We start from the raw sequence: 17,428 nt of genomic DNA on the forward strand, positions 1-17,428 counted from the left end.
GGTCAGACTTCACCTACGACCACGCCCGCGATCTATACACCTGCCCATCCGGGAGGCAGTTGAGGCTTCGCCAGAAGGTCTATCGAACCGAGCGACCGCTTGTCGATGAGAACGGCTTGATGCGCTACCGCGCCAGAAAACTGGACTGCGAGGCTTGCGCGTTGAAGCCCCAGTGCTGTCCCAATACACGCCCCCCCCGCAAGATCCCGCGTTCGATCCACGAAGGGGGCCGCGACATGGCACGGGACATCGCCGCCACGGACGACTACGTCACCTCACGCCGGCAGCGGAAGAAGGTTGAGATGCTGTTCGCCCATCTGAAGCGGATCCTGAGGCTCGACCGGCTAAGGCTACGAGGGCCAAATGGAGCCCGCGACGAGTTCCACCTCGCCGCTACTGCACAGAACCTCAGGAAGCTCGCCAAGCTCCTGCCGAACGGGTCGCGCTCCGCGACAGCATGAGGGTGGAAGGCGTGCGTCTCTGACGCTGACAACCATACCCCCACGTTCGGGCACCGATTTTTTCAACACTATCAGCTCGCATCCGACGTTGAGGCCATGAAGTTTGGCTAATGCCCAACCGTCAACCCATCGCGGCAAAGCCGGTCGGCACTCCTACTCTCAGCGGGAACTCGTTCATGTCTGTTCCCCGGTCCACCGGCCGCGATCTGCCATGCTCCCGCTCCGCGCAATCGGCGGTCAGGCGGCACCGACCCCCAGCTTTGCCATATAAGCGGTGAGCGCTTCCGCATGACCGAAGTCGGCCCGCAGGCCGAGATAGCCATCGGGCCGCACGACGAAGAGGGTCATCCCCTCAATGCCGAGCCGGTCGGTGACGGAGGGGTCGATGCCGGCATGGCCATGGGCGCCGGGACCATGAGCGGTGATGGCGAAGCTCGCCTCGAACAGAGAGCCCACGGCCTGCGTCGACAAGGTGCGGTGAAGCTCCGACAACGCCTCGATGCCGACCGCTGTGCCGCCGACCAGCAGCAAGGTATGGCCGGCCCGGTGATAAAGGGAGCGCAGCACGGCCTTCTCGCCATCGGCCGGGCGGATCTCCAGCGGGGCGGGCAGAACCTGCCCGGAGGTGGGCAAGCTGGTACCCGCCGGCAGGACGATGGGTGACGAGCCGTAGTCGATGTCGAGTTCCGCCTCGGCCACTGCTTCCTGATGGCGTGTCGTGGGGTTGGAGAACACGTCGCGGATCGCCGCATTGCGGGCAAGGCGTCCTTCCGCGCCCATCACCATGGCGCCGTCCGCATCGTTCCCGGATTCGACGATCTTCTGCGCCACCGGACGCCGCTCGGCCTCATAGCTGTCGAGGATGCTGTCCGCGCAGTGGCCGGTCGCGACCAGCGCCAGTTTCCATGCAAGGTTGTGGGCATCTTGCAGGCCGCTGTTCATGCCGTGCCCCTGCACGGGACTGCATGCGTGGGCGGCGTCGCCCGCCAGCAGCAGGCGCCCGGCGCGATAGGTCTGCGCCACCTTGGAATGACAGCGGAAGCGCGTGGGATTGCTGACATCCTCGAAGGTCACGCCGGGCAGATAGGGCGCGAGCGTGGCCGTGGCGTCCGCCACCAGATCCGACTGGTCCGAGGAGGGTCGCAGATAGGCGCGCCAGCGCTTGCCCGGCAGACTGGTGAGGATGAGCGGGACCTCGTCGAGATAGGCGTAGTTTGCCTCATGGGAATGCGGCCAGCCGGGAATCGTAGTGTCGAATACTGCCCAAGGCTCCTCAATGGCATGGCCGTCCTGCCCGATGCCGGCGAGCGTGCGCACTGTGCTACGGATGCCGTCGCATCCCACGACCCATTGGGCGCGCACCTGCTGCTCGACGCCGCCGCTTTCCATGGTCGCGACGATGCCGTCGGCGCGCTCTTCCAGTCCGACCAGCCGTGTCGCCCGCGTCACCGCCCCGCCATGGCTGCCCAGATAATCCGTCAATATGGCTTCGGTGACTTCTTCCGAAAGGCCGAGATTGAACGGATAGCGGCTGCCGGACAGCGAAAGATCGATGTCGCCCAGGAGATTGCCGTGGGAATGGATGCGGGCGAGGCGCTGCGGCACACCTGCCTTCAGCAGCGGCTCGGAAATGCCCAGCGCGTCGAAAAGCTCAATGGAGCGGGGATGGACTACCGTGGCGCGGTCCCAGGTCAGCGGCGCGTCGTGGGCGTCGATGAGCAGGCAGTCCACGTGGCGGCGCTTCAGCTCGGCGGCCAGCAGCAAGCCGGTGGGGCCGGCGCCCACGACAAGAACAGTCACGTCAGCCAGCATGGAAATCCCCAGCGAGAATGCGCCATACATGACCAACGCGCGCCCTCTGTTCAAGGGCCTCGTTCAAGCTCCGGAGCACCGGCGTTGAAATTTCGGACGAAACACAGCGTGACCACCTCCGCTATGCCTTGGGCCGTACCCACGGTCGCGGCATCGCCGAGGCGCAGCTCCACGTCGTGCCCGGCCGAGACTGCCAGGAACAGCAGGCTCTGGTCGGCGGCTCTGTGCCAGCCCCCCGCAGCGCCGGGGGCGGCGAGGACAGGCCGACGGCGAGAGAGGCGAGGGCGCCGGGCCACTCTTATTTCCTATTTGCCGTGGCCTGCCGGCGCCTGGACCGGACGGACGAGGCGAAAGCCGCCATCGCCAAGGCCATAGAGCCGAGGCCCGGCCGGCCTCAACATGCATCCCTCCACCGCGAATGACAGCCCAGTCTATCTCGAGGCGACCAAGCGGATCATGCGCACCATGGTCGAGATGGGATTGCCGGCGCACCGAGCATTCGCCGGTCCGGGCGCGGCGACCCTGATCAGGCCACCGGGACGGGCGCCTCGGATCCACGCCGCCCTTTGACTCGGCTGGGCGCGCATCTACAGTGGCCAATGGTTTTTTCCGCAATCCAACCGGATTCCTGCGATGGCTGAAGACCCGGCACCGAAATCGTTGAGCGATGATGAACTCGCCGCCGTCCAGGGGGGAACGGGCCGCGACATGTCGGCGTCCACGCCCGCGCCCGACGATCTGTTCCATCAGGTGGGCGTGGACCTGGACCCAGCAACGGCCGACGCGCTGGCCCGTGATGCGCACGCAAAGGCGGCGGAGGACGTGCCGTCGGTTGCCGACATGTTCGAGATGCAGATGCTGAAGAACCATTTTTCCCAGCTGGCGGAGGATACATTGAGCCTTTCCGCGTCGAATGCCGACATCGCCGGCAAGGGTGAAGGCATCAAGGGGTGATCTTGGTCGGAAGAGGCGGCGGAACGCGTCTCCCGAAGCGGAACCCTGGCCCGTCGCGACCTGGCGGCCGCCGCCCTTTCCCGCGACCCGCCGTTCCCCTACAGTCGCCGGCGGTTTTATTCATAGTCTCAATGGGTTTATGCGATGTCTGGACATGAGGCGCCAAAATCATTGAGCGATGACAAGCTTTCCGGCGTTCATGGCGGAATCGGCCAGCTGTCCTCTCAAAATCGCTTCAAGGAGGCGATGTTGCGGGATCTCAGCCAAAAGCAGTCCGACCTCGCGGAGAGCCGCGCCCGGGTGGACCGGGCGGAACACGATGCCGGCGGGCATACGGTGCGAAATCCCCGCTGACGAACAAGCTCCTACGCCCCGATGTCCGGCTCCGATCCCCTGTTCCGCCCTCAAGCCGTCGCATCCCTGGCGGTGGGCGACGACCACCACGACGCGTTGCGGGTGATGCGGCCTCGCCTGTGGGGCGCGGGCCTCGCCCTCGTGGCTTTGGTCGTGGGGGCTGTCGCCTGGAGCGCCGTCTTCACCGTTCCGATCTCGGTCGATGGCGAGGGCATCGTCCTGTCTCCCGGGCGCATCATCGACGTCGTGGCGGACGCCACCGGCCAGATCCGCGAACTGACCGTCGGACCCGGTGACATCGTCGAGCTCGGCATGGTGGTGGCACGCGTCGAGCAGCCCGACCTGAGGCTCAAGCTCGGGGTGGCGCGCGGCGAGCTGGACGACGCGCTGCGGTTCCGCGACGCCTTGGTCCGGTTCCAGGAGCGCGAGGCCGCCGAGGAGAAGGCCGTGCGTACCGCCCGGCTCGCGTCCCTCGGCGACCGGGTCGCGGCCCTGCAGCACCAGGGCGGGACGCTGCGCGAGCAGCAGGCCGGCCTGGAGCAGTTGCTGGAGCGCAAGATGGTGACGCGCGAGCGCCTGATCGAGGTGAGCGCGGAGGTGCTGGAGGTCGGCAGCCAGATCGCGGACGCGCGGGACGAGATTTCCAAGATCGAGTCCCTGGCCGTCATCAAGGCCGCCGAGAACACGCGCACGCTCCTGGAGGCCGACCGCAAGGTCACCGAGGCGCGCCGCTCCGTGACCACGATGGAGGAGCAGTTGGAGCGCCTGGGGAGCGTCCGCTCCCCGTTCAGGGGCCATGTGGTGGAGGTGAAGGCCAATATCGGCCAGATGGTCCAGCCGGGAACCCCGATCCTCGCGGTGGAGCGCGTGCCCCGGCCCGCGCCCAACGGCCGGAGCCGGGATGGCGTGCCGGCGCCCCTGGTGGTCGCCTACGTGAAGGCCGCCGACGGCAAGAAGATCGCCGCGGGCATGGTCGCGGAAATCTCGCCTCTGACCGCCCCGCGTGAGGAATACGGCTTCATCCGGGGACATGTCGTCCATGTCGCCGAGGCCCCGGCGAGCACCGCTGGAATGATCCGCACCCTCCAGAACGACCGGCTGGTCGGATCGTTCGTCGACCGACTCGGGGTTCCCCTCGAAATCACCATCGAGCCGGAGATGGACCCCGGCGATCCCGCGGAGCCGCTCTGGTCGTCGGGACGCGGGGCGGCCGCGCCGCCGGTGGCGAGCGGCACTCTGGCCGACGTCCGCGTCACCGTGCGCTCGACATCGCTGCTGTCCCTCATCCTTCCCATCCTCAACCGCCTGCGCGACCGGGGCTGACAGGCCATGCCGACACGGCGCCGCCGCATCCGGACCCCGACCCTGCTCCAGATGGAGGCGACGGAGTGTGGCGCCGCCGCGCTCGGCATTGTCCTTGCCCATTACGGCCGCTGGACCCCGCTGGAAGAGCTGCGGATTGCCTGCAACGTCACCCGCGACGGCAGCTCCGCCCGCGCCATCGCGTGCGCCGCCCGCGAAGAGGGACTGGAGGTCGAGGCTGCGCGGATGGAGCCGGCGCACCTGCGCGGCCTCGCCATGCCCGCCATCGTCCATTGGGGCCTGGATCATTTCCTGGTGGTGGAAGGGTTTGGCCGCGGCGTGGTCTATCTCAACGATCCTGCCCAGGGACCCCGCCGCGTCTCCGACGCCGAATTCGACCGCGGCTTCACCGGCATCGTGCTCTCCCTGCGCCCCGGCCCGCACTTCCAGCGCCGGGGGCGGGCGCCCTCGCTCTGGCGCAGCCTCGCTGGACGCCTCGCGGGTAGCCACAGCGCCATCGCCTTCATCGTCCTGGTCTCGCTCGCCATGGTGGTGCCGGGCCTTCTGGTCCCCGCCTTCGCGCAATTCTTCATCGACCAGGTTCTGATCCAGAGCTTCGACGACTGGATGGGCCCGCTGCTGGTCGGGATGATCGGCTGTGCCGTGGTGATGGGGCTTCTGACCTGGGTGCAGCGCGAGGTGCTGCTGCGGCTGGAGACGCGGCTGGCGATCGCCGGCACGTTCCGGTTCGTCGACCACGTCCTGCGCCTGCCGGTCAGCTATTTCGCCCAGCGCCACCCGGCCCAGGTGGCCGGGCGTACCGTCCTCAACAACCGGCTGGCGCAGCTGCTGGCGGTCGAAGTGGGAACCGCGCTGTCGAGCCTGCTGACCGCCTCGGCCTATCTCGCCGCGATGCTGGTCTACGCGCCGGACCTGGGCGCCATCGTGCTCGTGCTCGGCCTCGGCAATCTCGGCCTCCTCGCTTGGTCGTCCCGCGCTCTGGACGATGGCAACCGGCGCCTGCTCGCCGCCGGTGCGGGCCATGCCGGCTTCGTTCGGCAGGGCTTGCGGATGATCGAGACCTACAAGGCGGGCGGGACCGAGCACCGGCTGCGGGAACGGCTGACGGCGATGTATGCGCGGGCGCTCAACCTGCGCCAGTCCATCGGCTCGGCCCAGGTGCGCCTCGGCGCCTTGCCGGGCCTCACCGCCGCCACCGCGGGCGCCCTGGTGCTGACGCTCGGCGGCATCAAGGTGATCCATGGGGAGATGTCGCTCGGCATGCTCGTCGCCTTCCAGGCGCTCATGATGGGCTTCCTCGGCCCGGTGGCGGCGCTGATCCATCTCGGCGCCCGCATCCAGGATGGATACGCCAATCTGCGCCTGCTGGAGGACACGCTCGATCATCCGCTGGCCCGCGAATTTCGCGTCGGCGCCGATGCCGGGGGAGGGCCGTCGACGCGGCTCGCCGGTGCCGTCGCGGTGCGGGATCTCGCGTTTCGGCACGGGGCCGGCAGTCCCTTGCTGCTCGACGGCGTGTCGTTCTCGCTGGAGCCGGGGGAGCGGCTCGGCATCACCGGCGCTTCGGGGTCGGGCAAGTCGACGCTGGCCTCCCTCATCTGCGGCCTCGCCGAACCCACGGCCGGCACGATCGCCTTCGATGGCGTGTCGCTGCCCGACCTGCCGCGGACACGATTGCGCCAGTCCCTAGCTTATGTGGACCAGCGTGGCGCCATCTTCGAGGGCACGGTCCGGGACAATATCGGCCTGTGGGACGACAGCCTGCCGGATCAGCGCATCGTCGCCGCCGCCCGGCAGGCCCTGCTGCATGAGACCGTGCTGCGCCGTGGCGGCTACGGGTCCCGCCTGCGGGACGGCGGGACCGACCTGTCCGGCGGCCAGCGCGCCCGGCTCGAGATCGCTCGGGCATTGGTGCGCGACCCGCGCATCCTCGTCTTTGACGAGGCGACCGCCGCGTTGGACGGCGAGACTGAGCTGCGGCTGTTCGCCGGCCTGCGGCGCGTCGGCACCACCATGATCGTGATGGCCCATCGCTACGGCGCCCTGCGGGACTGCGACCGCGTCCTCGTGCTTGACCAGGGGCGGGTGGTCCAGTACGGCGCGCCGGACCGGCTTCTGGCCGAGCCCGGCCCGTTCCGCACCCTGATGCAGGCAGGCTGACCGTGACCGGCCGCGACGACATGCCTCCAGACGGCACGCTCGCAAACGTCACGGGTGCGGGCGACATCCGTGCCGTCGACACGCGCAGGGACAGCACGCAGCCCACACCGGCCGATCCGACGCAGACCGCGGCATCGTGGCTCGCCCTCGATGATCCCGGCATCTGTCATGTCGTAGCCGGCGGCGAGGCCGTGCTGTTCGCGGTGCAGGGTGGGATCCGCTCGGCCCGGCACCCGGTTGCGCGCGTCCCGGACGGCGGCCTGCTGTTCGGCCTGCCGCCGAGCCAGTTCGGTGGCGAAACCCTTATCGCCGTGCCCGGCCCGGGCGCGCACGTCCACAGGCTGCCACCGGCTGGCTGGCAGGATCCCGCGCCCCCCGCTGCCCTCGCCTCGGGCATTGCGCGCTGGCTCGATGGCCTTGTCGACGGCGTCGGCAACGTTGCCAACGCGCCCTCCCGGCCACGCCACCTGCCTGGCGGCACCGTGTCTTCAGGATCCATGTCCCTAGGCTCTATCGGTGCCATCACCATGGAGGCGGGAGCGATCCTCGGGGGCGGGCGCGAGAGCGTCTGGGTGGAGCTGCCGCCCGGCGGCGCGCGTCTGTTCGGCATCGAGCCGGTGCATGGCCGGCTGCCGCTGCCTCCGGGCGCCTGGCTGACCCTCGTCGATGGCGGTGACGTCCGTATCGAGGACTGGGAGCGCGGGCTGGCGCGCGCGGACTGGCCGGCGGCGCTCGCCGCCTTCCACGCCGCCATCGCGGAAGTGCTGCCGCTGGCCCGCGGCTTTGCCGAGGCGGACGAGGTCAACCGCCTGCGCGCCCGCCAGGCGGACGAGGAGCACACCGCGTTCCGCACTACGCAGCGGATCGCCGACATATTGGCGAACCCGCTGCCGCCGCGCCCGTCCGCCACGTCCGGCCACGAATTGATGGACGTGATGCGCGTTCTCGGCCGGGAGCTCGGCGCGCCCGTCCGCCGCCCGATCAAGGCGCGACACGCCCAACTGGACGTCGCCCCGACGGCGCGGGAGATCGCCCGCGCCTCCCACCTGCGCCTTCAACCGGTGCGGCTGGCGGAGGGGTGGTGGAGCGAGGAATCCGGTCCGATGCTGGCGCGGCGCACCGACGGCACGCCGGTCGCCCTGGTCTGGCAGGGCCGCCGCTGGACGCAATATGACCGCACCGGCGCCGGCCGGCCCGTGACCGCGGCCATGGCCGCCGACATCGCCGACACAGCCGACACGGTGTTCCGCCCCCTGCCGGCCAGGCTTGGCTTCGGCACATTGCTGCGGGCGGGCATCGGCGCCGGCATCTGGGACGTCCTGCCGTTTCTTGCCGCCCTGCTGGCCGGCAGCGCCATCGGCCAGATCCTGCCGCTGGCGACCGGCTTCGTGTACGGCGTCCTGGTGCCGGCGGCGCTGCAGGACGGCGTGCTCCAGGTCGGCCTTCTCATCCTCCTGGTCGGTCTCGGCGGCTTCCTGGCGCAGCTGGTGGGCGAAGCGGCACTCCAGCGCATCGCCGCCCGGGGCGATGGCCGGCTCCATCAAGGCCTGTGGGACTGGATCGTCGGCCTGCCGCTGGCGTCGCTGCGCGGCTACGCCAGCTCCGACCTCGGCGCGCGCGCCTCCGCCGCCCAAGCCGCCGTGTCCGGCACGCGCCAATTCGCCTTCCAGGGCATCGGCACCGCCGCTGTCCTGCTGTCCAGCATCGCGTTCCTGTTCTGGCACGATCCCCGGCTCGCCGGCCTCGCACTGGCCTTGGTGGCGCTGCTGCTCGCGGCCGGCATGCTGGTGGGTTGGATCCAGGCGCGGGCCCTGCGCGACGGCGAGCGCCTGGAAGGAACGGCCGACAGCCAGATGGCCGAGTTCGTCAACGGCATCACCGTCCTGCGCAGTGCCGGCGCAGAGGCGCGCGCCGCCCAACGCTGGGCCGACCGCTTCGCGGCGATGCGCGCCCGGCAGGTGGCCTCGCGCCGGGTCATCAACATCTACGAGGCCTGGCTGGCGGCATGGCCCGCCCTGGCCGGCGCGGCCCTGCTCGCCACCATCCACGCCCTCGGCGCGGGTGCGGACGGGACACCCGGCATCCCCGTCGCATCGGTCGTCGCCATCCTGACCTCGTTCGCGGTGATGCTCGCCGCCTTGTCCCAGCTGTTGCGCGGCGGCCTTGCGGTCTGGCTGCTGCGGTCCGCCTGGGCCTATGCCAGGCCGCTCCTCGCCACCGCGCCGGAGCCCGCGGTGGCACTGTCCGACCCGGGACCCCTAGAAGGCCGCATCGAGTTCTCGTCCGTGGGCTTCTCCTATGGCGGCGGGCCGGCCGTCCTCGCCGATGTTTCGTTCCGGGCGGCTCCCGGCGAAACGGTCGCCATCGTCGGCGCATCCGGCAGCGGCAAGTCGACCATGGTGCGCCTGCTGCTCGGGCTCGAGGCGCCCACCCAGGGGGCGGTGTATGTGGATGGCCACGACATCCGCGCGCTCCATCCCGAGGCCTATCGCCGGCAGGTCGGCGTTGTCCTGCAGGACGGCGCGCTGCCGCCCGGGACCATCCTCGACATCGTCCGCGGCGAGACCGACGCCACCCCGGAGCAGGTCTGGCGGGCACTGGCCGCCGCCGCCATGGCCGAGGACGTCGCGGCGATGCCGCTCGGCCTACACACGGTGCTGCCGGATGCGTCCCGCCTGCTGTCGGGCGGGCAGGTGCAGCGCCTGGCGCTCGCCGGCGCCCTGATCGCCCGGCCGCCCATCCTGGTCCTGGACGAGGCGACGAGCGCGCTCGACAACACCACCCAGGCCCGCGTCATGGCCTCGGTGCGATCCATGCTCTCCACGAGGATCCTCGTCGCCCACCGGATCAGCACCATCCGCGGCGCCGACCGCATCCTGGTGCTGGATGCGGGGCGCGTCGTGGAGAGCGGGACCTTCAGCGAACTGATGGACCGGAAGGGGCACTTCTTCCGGCTCGTCGGCGCCGGCCGATGAGTGCGCCCCATTTGACTGCGCCGCAGTCGAAAAGTGGACCTTCGCGCCTCAAGGGCCATGATCCCGGCCTCCTTATGGTCGTCGGGGCCAGGCGCGCAGGTTCAATTCCCTCCACCTTCAAACGGCAAATTCCTAGGCGTCGTAACTTCCGGTTTTGGTGATTACTGATGCTCATTCCGTGAGCTCCCAATTAGGCCATCACCCTTTCTGGCGTCGCATTCGCGCCAGGAAATACGGGGTGCCCAGAAAGGCCGCGATCAGGCCCGCGGGAATTTGGTAGGGAAAGATCAGAACCCGCCCCAGCCAATCGCTCGTGATCAGAAGAAGCGCGCTGATTACGGCCGCGCCCAATACGTGGGATGCGGGCCGCTGAAGGCCCAGCAGGCGTGCCATGTGCGGTCCCATCAGGCCGACAAAGCCCAGGGGGCCAACGGTGAGAGTGGCTGCCGCAGTGATAAGGGCGGTCAGCAGGAGAAGGGCAGCCCGTGTCTGCTTCAGGTCGACGCCGACGGCGACCGCAATGGGGGAGCCCAGCGGCAAGACGGCCAGCCATCGAGCGGTCAAGGGGACCATCAGCAAAGCCAGGAACGCGATCGTGACGGCGGCGATCGCGTCACCGGGCCCCACGCCATACGTTGAGCCCGCCATCCATGGCACCAGCCCGCCGAGGCGAGGATCACCGGAGACCATCGCGAAGGACGCCACGGCGGAGCCCGCCGTGCCGACAGCGATGCCGGTCAGCAGGATGCGATCGGGTGAAAATGCCACCCGCTGCCCAAGCACCAACATTGCAGACAAGGTGAGGAGGGCGCCGATGGCGGCAGCAATCAGCTGCGCCGGATACCCCGCCTCGGGTAGTATGAATGTGGCGAGGATCACCCCGAGCGCGGCACTAGAGGAAATGCCGAGGATTTCGGGCGATGCCATCGGATTGCCGGTCATCCTCTGCAAGACCGTGCCGGCCATGCCGAGCATGATGCCGGCCGCTACCGCCGCCACCACGCGCGGCCAGCGCCATTGGAGAACTGACAGCCACCCGTCTCCCCAACTAACTAGCCAACCATGGGCTCCGCGCCCCACATGGAGGCTTGCCCAGGTGGCGATAGCGAGCAATGCCGCGCCGCAGACGAGCAGCAGGATTGGACGACGTGCACGGGGGTGCCTGTCACCATCCCCCAAGCGGGGCTGCGAAGGTTCTTCGTGCAGGCGCGGTATCAGCCAGAGCAGCAGCGGCGCGCCGATCAATGCACAGGCCACACCTGTGGGCACACCCGGCAGGACGGTGCCGGCGATCTGCACGCTCTGGTCTGCCACCAGCAGCAGAGCAGCCCCCATCACGGGTGCCCATGCCAGTCGCTGCGCGAAACGGCGGCTGCCGGACATGGCGATGAGCGCAGGCGCGGCGAGGCTGATAAAGGCGATAACCCCAATCGCACTCACCACGAAGGCGGCCAGCGACACGGCAACCGCGAGCGCCAGGATGCGGGCAGCACGGGGCGAGAGCCCGAGCCCCTGCGCGGCCTCGTCGTGAAGGCTCATCAGCGAAAGCGGCCTCGCCAGGAGAGCAGCGAAGAACGCGCACACGGCGAGGCGCGGCAGCAGGTATGCGGCGATGCTCCAGTCGGTCTGGACCAGGGAGCCGGAACTCCAGAGATAGATGCCGCCCAGATACTGCCAATGGATCAGGTTGAAAAGACCGTTCACCCCGCCGCAGGACAGGCTGACGACGAGGCCGGCCTTGACCTGCGGCAGGCTTTGCCAGGCCAGGCTCCCCACAAGTCGCCTGCGGGCGAGAACGGCGCCGTCCCAATGCTGGGTGACTTCGACGATGAAGGCATCCGGCGCGGCCAGCAGTTCCAGCGGAGGCACTACTGGCCAACCCCATAGGCCACCATCATCGGCCCATGCGTTCGAAAGGCCGAGGCGCGCGGTCATGTCGCCGGGCAGGCTCCGCGGGCCGAAGACCCGGAGGTTCACGCCGTCGGTGTTCAGGTAGACCAGCAGTACCTTTCGATCGAACGCCTCATCCAGTCGGCGCGCGTACAGCGCTTGTTTCATGTAGCCGTGAGGTGAACGCGGAAATAGTTGCCATAAAGCCCGACGTTCCGGTGATGCCTTTCAATGAATTGGTGAAGGGTGGAAGGATTTCGACTCTGAAAATTGTGGACCATCGTATGGTTGTGAGTCGCGTAACTGTGGACTTAGTATTCGATTTTCTCCCTACTAAAGACGGCCCCCATGATAAATTCGGGCGATTTGAAGCATAGAAGGGACGAGAAGTATGACTAAACTTCCTTCATGCGTAATCCCCCGAAAGGGGCGGAAGGGAGAGCCGCTACTTTACTTCTGGCGGCGACCCGGAACGCAAATCAGGCTCCGCAGCGTACCGGGAACCCCGGAGTTTGATCTGGAATATGCCGCAATGGCAGGCGAAACCGCCCCGAAGGGGAAGCCGCGCGCCGTTGCCGCGCCGCCGGCTGTCGTGTTCCAGCGTCCGACACCGGAGACCCTTCGATGGCTGTGCACCAAGTATTTCGCCTCGGAGGACTTCGCCAGCCTTGACCCCAGGACGCAGCGCGTCCGCAGGGGGATCATCGAGCACTGCCTGAAGGAGCCGATCGTGCCGGGTGGCGACACCTTCTTCGCCGAGGTGCCGCTCGATCGGCTCACGACCAAGGCAATGAAGGTGCTGCGGGATCGGAAGGCCGGATTGCCGGAAGCGGCGAATGGCCGCGTCAAGGCGTTTCGGCAGGTCTTCGTCTGGGCGCTGGAGGAGGAGGTGACGGATAAGCTCTCCTTCAACCCGGCCCGCGATGTGAAATACCGGGAGGGGCGTGTCGGAGGATTCCACCACTGGACCGTGGACGAGGTGGAAAAATACGAGGCCGCCCATCCGATCGGCACCAGCGCGCGCCTCGGCTTGGCGCTCTTACTCTACACGGCCCAGCGCCGCTCGGACATCGTGCAGTTCGGCCGCCAGCATGTCCGGAACGGGTGGCTCAGGTTCACGCAGTTCAAGGGCCGCAACCGCAATCCGGTCACCCTTGAAATCCCGATCATTGCAGACTTTCAGGCCATCATCGAGGCGAGCCCCACCGGGGACCTCACCTTTCTGACGACTGAGTTCCGCAAGCCGTTCACCTCGAACGGGTTCGGGAATCGGATGAGGAAGTGGTGCAACGAAGCCGGGTTGCCGCATTGCAGTGCGCATGGTTTGCGCAAGGCAAGCGCCGCGCGGCTCGCGGAGGTGGGGTGCACCCCCCACGAAATTATGTCCATCACGGGACATACGACGATGAAGCAGATCGAGCTTTACACCAAAGGGGCGCGTCAGAAGCGGCTCGCCAAGGTGGCAATATTTAAGCTGGAAGCCGCCGAATAGCGTTGTAACAACGTCTCTTGTTACAACGGGGAAAAGCCTTTGAAATCAAAGAGTTTTGGTGCCAGGGGCGGAATCAAACTAAGGCAATAAGCCTTTGATATTAAAAATTTAAATAAGTTCGATTTTTTTCTATGCCCACAGGCGTGCCAACAGATTGGTGCGGTGGATGGGTTCGATTCCTGTCCGCCCTCGCTCACGCGCGTGAAGCGACGAGAAGTCGCGATTTAGGCTGTGGATGAACTCATGAAATCACAGCCGATCAGCTCGCTCAATAGGGAGCATGACGAAGCTCAATAGTCGATCCATGGAATTCAGTCTCTGCAGAAGCTCCAAATCATTATGAAAATCTAGGTATTTCAGGGTTTTGTTGACTTGTTTATGGTATTATGATACAATTTACAGGGCGGAGATTGCCGCCTCTCTTCTGCAAGAGAGTTCTGCCATGTCGAGCAATGCCAACGTCACTCCCATCGCTGCCGCGAAGCCGAAGGCCGTCAGCGGCAAGACGCCTACCGCCGCTGTTCGGCCTGCCGCCGTGGCTGCCAATGCCGCTCAGACCCCTTCGGAGGCCGTGCAGGCGGCTGCTAGCGAGACGTCGGCCGTCTCGGCCAAGCCGCCCGTTCAGTTGGGCTCCGAGGCCACGCCTGAGGTCATCACCCCCGCCGTGGCCGCCGACCTCGCCAAGGCCCTCTGGCAATCCATCGCACCCGGCCACTTGGTGCTCGCGGCCGATCATTCCGATGGCGAACTCCAGGGATGGTGGCCGGCCAAGGTGGTCTCCCGGGTCGAGACGTCCGTCACCTGCCTCTGGCTCGGCTACGAGGGCATGGGGCCATTCACCAAGCCGCTCGAAGAACTCGGCGTCATGTACCCGGTGCATGCGGCCTAATCCGCGAAGAAGAGGGGCGCCGCAGTCGGCGCCCTTCATCTGCTCACGATCGGAAGGAGGAGTGTATGAGCAGGAGGCGGAGACGCGGGCGGGAGGCGCGATCGGAGAACAGGCCCGATGCGGGGCTCATTCGGGATTGCGTGATCTATGCACAGTCGGTGGCGGCCTTGGCCGCGGGCTACGAGGTCGATCCCGACCCCCATGGCGATTATGCCGGGGATCTCGGACAGCATCATTTCCATCGAGCTGAGCGGGCACTCCGGCGCATCGCCCGGCAGCCGGTGGCGACGGCGCTGGGGCTCGAGGCCAAGGCTCGGGTCATCCCCCTCATCGTCACCCGGCACTTGGCCGTGTTGTCATTAGAGGAAGCCGAACTGATCCGTCGGTTTGCCGAGGAGGTGAGGGCGGACCTCGAGCGTGCTCGCGCATCGGCTGACACCTGGGCCTGACGCGTCAGGCCTTCTTCCGGCCCCTTGGGAGCGGCTCCGGTGGCGATGCACCCTCAGCCGGCTGCGCCACCAGGTCGGCCACGGCCACCTGCAGCACATCGGCAAGCCGGTCCAAGAGGTCGATCGTCGGGTTCTCCGCCTGTCGCTCGATGCCGCCGAGATAGGCCCGGTCAATGCCGGCATCGGCCGCAAGGCGCTCTTGCGAGAGGCCTTTCTCGACCCTGATCGCCCGCACGTTCCAGGCCAGCAATGCACGTCCCTTCATGGGCGGGCATGGTTGGTAATAGCGTGCCTATTAAACCACTGGCTATAGCCACCATTAAGCGCTAGCCTAACGGCAGCTCACCGGCGCACGGACGCCTTCTCACATGACCAGATCTCTTTCCTCCACCGCGGCCGCGGTGCTGTTGAACATCGCCCTGATCGCCCCCGCTGGGGCGCAAGTGGCCTATGAGTTCGGCTACAAGGATCGCGTTTTCGATCAGAACTACGTCCTGCCCGACGAACTGCGGCAATCGCAGATCACGGCGATCGGCAATGCGGTGTCCCTGGTCGGCCTCGTGAACCAGGCGCTCGCCGATGCCCCGTCAAATCCGACGGTGAAGAAAATCCTCAATGGCCAATGTGGGGAACTGCTCGTCCTCAATGCGCCGCTCCCCAGCGGGGCGATGACGGATGCGCAGCGCGCTATCGAGCAGTTTCCCAATGTCACTGTCGCTCGGTCCGAGGCGGATGACCTCGTGAAGGTGCCATGCGGGCTGCAGGTCCGAGCCTTCTATGCGGCCTTCGTCGATGCAGCGTCGCAAGAGTATCAGTTGCGACGCCTGGCCGATCATATCCGCCGGACTTTTGCCGACGACTGGTTCACCTCAGCACAGATCGCGGACCCGGCGATCCAAGGCGGCGTGCAGCGCCTCGCCGGACTCCTGGCACGCGCGGATCGTCTCACGCGCAAGGGGATGGCCTTGCCGGAGGATATCCGTACTCCGCTCAAGGAGGGGACCTTCAAGGCGCGCATTCAGAGCCTTGCCGACGATGCGGCCTATGGAGCCCTGGATGCCAAACTCACCGCCCTTGAGCAGCGTGCTGGCCAGGAACTGGTCCGCCTCCAGGCCGACCGAAAGGCTCAGCAGGAGGGTGCGGAAAGGGACGCTCTGCGCAAGCGGCTGATTGCTGAGGCGGAGCGGGCCGTCACCGCAGCCAAGAACGCCCTCGATATAGACCGCGCGGATCTCCAGCGATCGCTCATGCGCGCGCAGATGGACCTAAGCTACGGGAGCGGTACCGTCGACTATTTCAGATCGGTCGTCCAACACGGCGAGAAGAACCTCCAGGCCGCCATTACGGAGCGTGACAGGCTTCTTGAGCACCTTGCCGCTCTGGATCGCACGGAAGGCGGCTCCGTAAAGGCGGATGACTTCGGCGTAGCGCCCGCGCTGGCGTCCACACCCGCCCCCGCATCCAATGTCTGCATCGCCGGACAGCGCTGCCGCATCGCTGAGAGGACCGTCTTCTGCTCGAGTTTCGAGGACATGAAGGCGCTGCTCGGCCGGCCGGTGGGGCCTGAACGGCGTCAGATCCTCGCCACGCTGAAGGCGAGGGGCGCCTGCGTGCTGATGGAGCAAGGGACCATCGTCACGGCACGCGGGCCGTCTCAAGCGGTGACGCCGGCAGGGGAGGGGCCTGTGGGCGTGGTCGCGGTCACCACCACTGTGGGGCAGCGTGGCTACGTTCTTACTTCGGCCTTGGCTGCCGACCAGACCGCCAGCCGGTGAAGGATCTCTCCCATGAAGGTCCTTCTCACGAATGCCCGCACGGGCGCCCATAAGCACATCACGGTCGGCTTCAACTGGCCAATCTTCCTGCTGCTGGTGCTCGCGCTCCTACCCATCGCCATCGCCTTGGGGTTCATCCTGGGGATCAAGGCGCTGGTCGGCGGCTTCGGTGCTGCTGCGGTGATCCTGTCTCAGCACCTCGCGCGCCGCGCAAATGAAGCCCGGGCACGGCGCCTCTTTTCGCTGGGCTGGAGGTTTGCTGATCCAAGCAGCCTTGAGGCCAGGCAAGCGCAACAGGCGTGGACTCTATTGCCAACCGACACGTCGCTTGCCGATCCACCGCAGGCTTCAGTCTCTCAACCGGACTTCACGCTGAACGAAGGCTCGTTCCTCGACGCCTGCGCCACCGAGGCCCAGGCACCGCAACGGATCTATTTCTATCAGGAGGGACCCATGAAAGTACCGTTGACTAACCCGAGGACAGGAGAGGTCAAATTCATCAAGATCGGTTGGAGTTGGACATTATTCTTCTTCTCGGTATTTCTCGGCCTACCGCTCTTTCTGCGCCGCCTCTACATGTGGGGCGCTGTCTTCGTCGTCCTCAATATCATCCTGCTGATTGTGCAGCAGGACGTGAGATTTATGCCTATCGCGTTGATGTGCTGGCTTGCACAATTTGGATTCACCATCTTCATATCGATCAAGGGCAATGCGCTTACGGCTCGGAACCTGCTCCAGAAGGGATGGCGGTTTGCCAATCCTGATGCTGTGGAAACTAAGTATGCCAAGAACAGGTGGAGTGCGGAAGTATCTGCTTAGAAGTTCTAGATTCAGTGGGCATCTGCGGATTCTAGTCTCCGGCCCAGTGGTATTCGAGCCAGAACGAGGCGAAGA

The 17,428-nt window shown here is 66.8% G+C and carries 15 protein-coding genes; 10 read left to right on the top strand and 5 right to left on the bottom strand.

Features of this window, described 5'->3' with window-relative positions; genetic code table 11:
• On the top strand, window positions 1–461 hold a 461-nt coding region (locus ABLE91_RS28015), incomplete at its 5' end, for a transposase (RefSeq protein WP_348935845.1).
• Window positions 462–698: 237 nt separating this feature from the next.
• Here the strand turns inward: ABLE91_RS28015 and ABLE91_RS28020 are convergent.
• Entirely contained in the window at window positions 699–2,273 is a 1,575-nt protein-coding gene (locus tag ABLE91_RS28020) for an FAD-dependent monooxygenase (RefSeq protein WP_348935846.1), read from the bottom strand.
• 50 nt (window positions 2,274–2,323) lie between these two features.
• Window positions 2,324–2,569 (bottom strand): hypothetical protein, encoded by a 246-nt coding sequence (locus ABLE91_RS28025; RefSeq protein ID WP_348935847.1) that lies wholly within the window; start codon window positions 2,567–2,569, stop codon window positions 2,324–2,326.
• A 337-nt stretch (window positions 2,570–2,906) separates the two neighbouring features.
• On the opposite strand from ABLE91_RS28025, the gene ABLE91_RS28030 reads away from it, so the two are divergent.
• Window positions 2,907–3,227 (top strand): DUF5407 family protein, encoded by a 321-nt coding sequence (locus ABLE91_RS28030; RefSeq protein ID WP_348935849.1) that lies wholly within the window; start codon window positions 2,907–2,909, stop codon window positions 3,225–3,227.
• A 168-nt stretch (window positions 3,228–3,395) separates the two neighbouring features.
• Here ABLE91_RS28030 and ABLE91_RS28035 read toward each other — a convergent pair whose 3' ends face one another.
• On the bottom strand, window positions 3,396–3,560 hold the full coding sequence (locus ABLE91_RS28035; protein ID WP_348935850.1) for a hypothetical protein: 165 nt from the start codon (window positions 3,558–3,560) through the stop codon (window positions 3,396–3,398).
• 42 nt (window positions 3,561–3,602) lie between these two features.
• Between ABLE91_RS28035 and ABLE91_RS28040 the strand changes: the two genes are divergently transcribed.
• From ABLE91_RS28040 to ABLE91_RS28050, 3 genes are read left to right on the top strand one after another with little or no spacing between them, the layout of a single operon-like run.
• On the top strand, window positions 3,603–4,904 hold the full coding sequence (locus ABLE91_RS28040; protein ID WP_348935851.1) for an NHLP bacteriocin system secretion protein: 1,302 nt from the start codon (window positions 3,603–3,605) through the stop codon (window positions 4,902–4,904).
• Between the two features lie 6 nt (window positions 4,905–4,910).
• Window positions 4,911–7,064: an ATP-binding cassette domain-containing protein gene (locus ABLE91_RS28045; RefSeq protein WP_348935852.1), complete on the top strand. Its 2,154-nt coding sequence runs from the start codon at window positions 4,911–4,913 to the stop codon at window positions 7,062–7,064.
• A 2-nt stretch (window positions 7,065–7,066) separates the two neighbouring features.
• The gene (locus ABLE91_RS28050; RefSeq protein ID WP_348935853.1) at window positions 7,067–10,039 is read left to right on the top strand and encodes an ATP-binding cassette domain-containing protein; all 2,973 of its coding nucleotides are present in this window, start codon (window positions 7,067–7,069) and stop codon (window positions 10,037–10,039) included.
• A 198-nt stretch (window positions 10,040–10,237) separates the two neighbouring features.
• On the opposite strand, the gene fhuB is transcribed toward ABLE91_RS28050, so the two are convergent.
• Window positions 10,238–12,097, bottom strand: a complete 1,860-nt coding sequence (gene fhuB, locus ABLE91_RS28055; protein WP_348935854.1) for a Fe(3+)-hydroxamate ABC transporter permease FhuB — start codon at window positions 12,095–12,097, stop codon at window positions 10,238–10,240.
• A 364-nt stretch (window positions 12,098–12,461) separates the two neighbouring features.
• Here fhuB and ABLE91_RS28060 point away from each other — a divergent pair, with 364 nt between their 5' ends.
• The 3 genes from ABLE91_RS28060 (at window position 12,462) to ABLE91_RS28070 (ending at window position 14,759) form a co-directional block, all read left to right on the top strand.
• Window positions 12,462–13,421 carry a site-specific integrase gene (locus ABLE91_RS28060; RefSeq protein WP_348935855.1) on the top strand — a complete coding sequence of 320 codons (960 nt, stop codon included), beginning with the start codon at window positions 12,462–12,464 and terminating at the stop codon, window positions 13,419–13,421.
• Window positions 13,422–13,863: 442 nt separating this feature from the next.
• A complete protein-coding gene (locus ABLE91_RS28065; protein ID WP_348935856.1) occupies window positions 13,864–14,310 on the top strand; it encodes a hypothetical protein in 447 nt (148 codons plus the stop codon).
• Between the two features lie 140 nt (window positions 14,311–14,450).
• A complete protein-coding gene (locus ABLE91_RS28070) occupies window positions 14,451–14,759 on the top strand; it encodes a hypothetical protein (protein ID WP_348935857.1) in 309 nt (102 codons plus the stop codon).
• 4 nt (window positions 14,760–14,763) lie between these two features.
• On the opposite strand, the gene ABLE91_RS28075 is transcribed toward ABLE91_RS28070, so the two are convergent.
• Window positions 14,764–15,024 (bottom strand): helix-turn-helix domain-containing protein, encoded by a 261-nt coding sequence (locus tag ABLE91_RS28075; protein WP_348935859.1) that lies wholly within the window; start codon window positions 15,022–15,024, stop codon window positions 14,764–14,766.
• 103 nt (window positions 15,025–15,127) lie between these two features.
• On the opposite strand from ABLE91_RS28075, the gene ABLE91_RS28080 reads away from it, so the two are divergent.
• Both ABLE91_RS28080 and ABLE91_RS28085 read left to right on the top strand, forming a co-directional pair.
• A complete protein-coding gene (locus ABLE91_RS28080; RefSeq protein WP_348935860.1) occupies window positions 15,128–16,534 on the top strand; it encodes a hypothetical protein in 1,407 nt (468 codons plus the stop codon).
• A 12-nt stretch (window positions 16,535–16,546) separates the two neighbouring features.
• Window positions 16,547–17,353 (top strand): hypothetical protein, encoded by an 807-nt coding sequence (locus ABLE91_RS28085; RefSeq protein ID WP_348935861.1) that lies wholly within the window; start codon window positions 16,547–16,549, stop codon window positions 17,351–17,353.
• Window positions 17,354–17,428 lie beyond the last annotated feature (75 nt).

The organism is Aquabacter albus, assembly GCF_040049275.1.
Lineage (GTDB): Bacteria > Pseudomonadota > Alphaproteobacteria > Rhizobiales > Xanthobacteraceae > Aquabacter.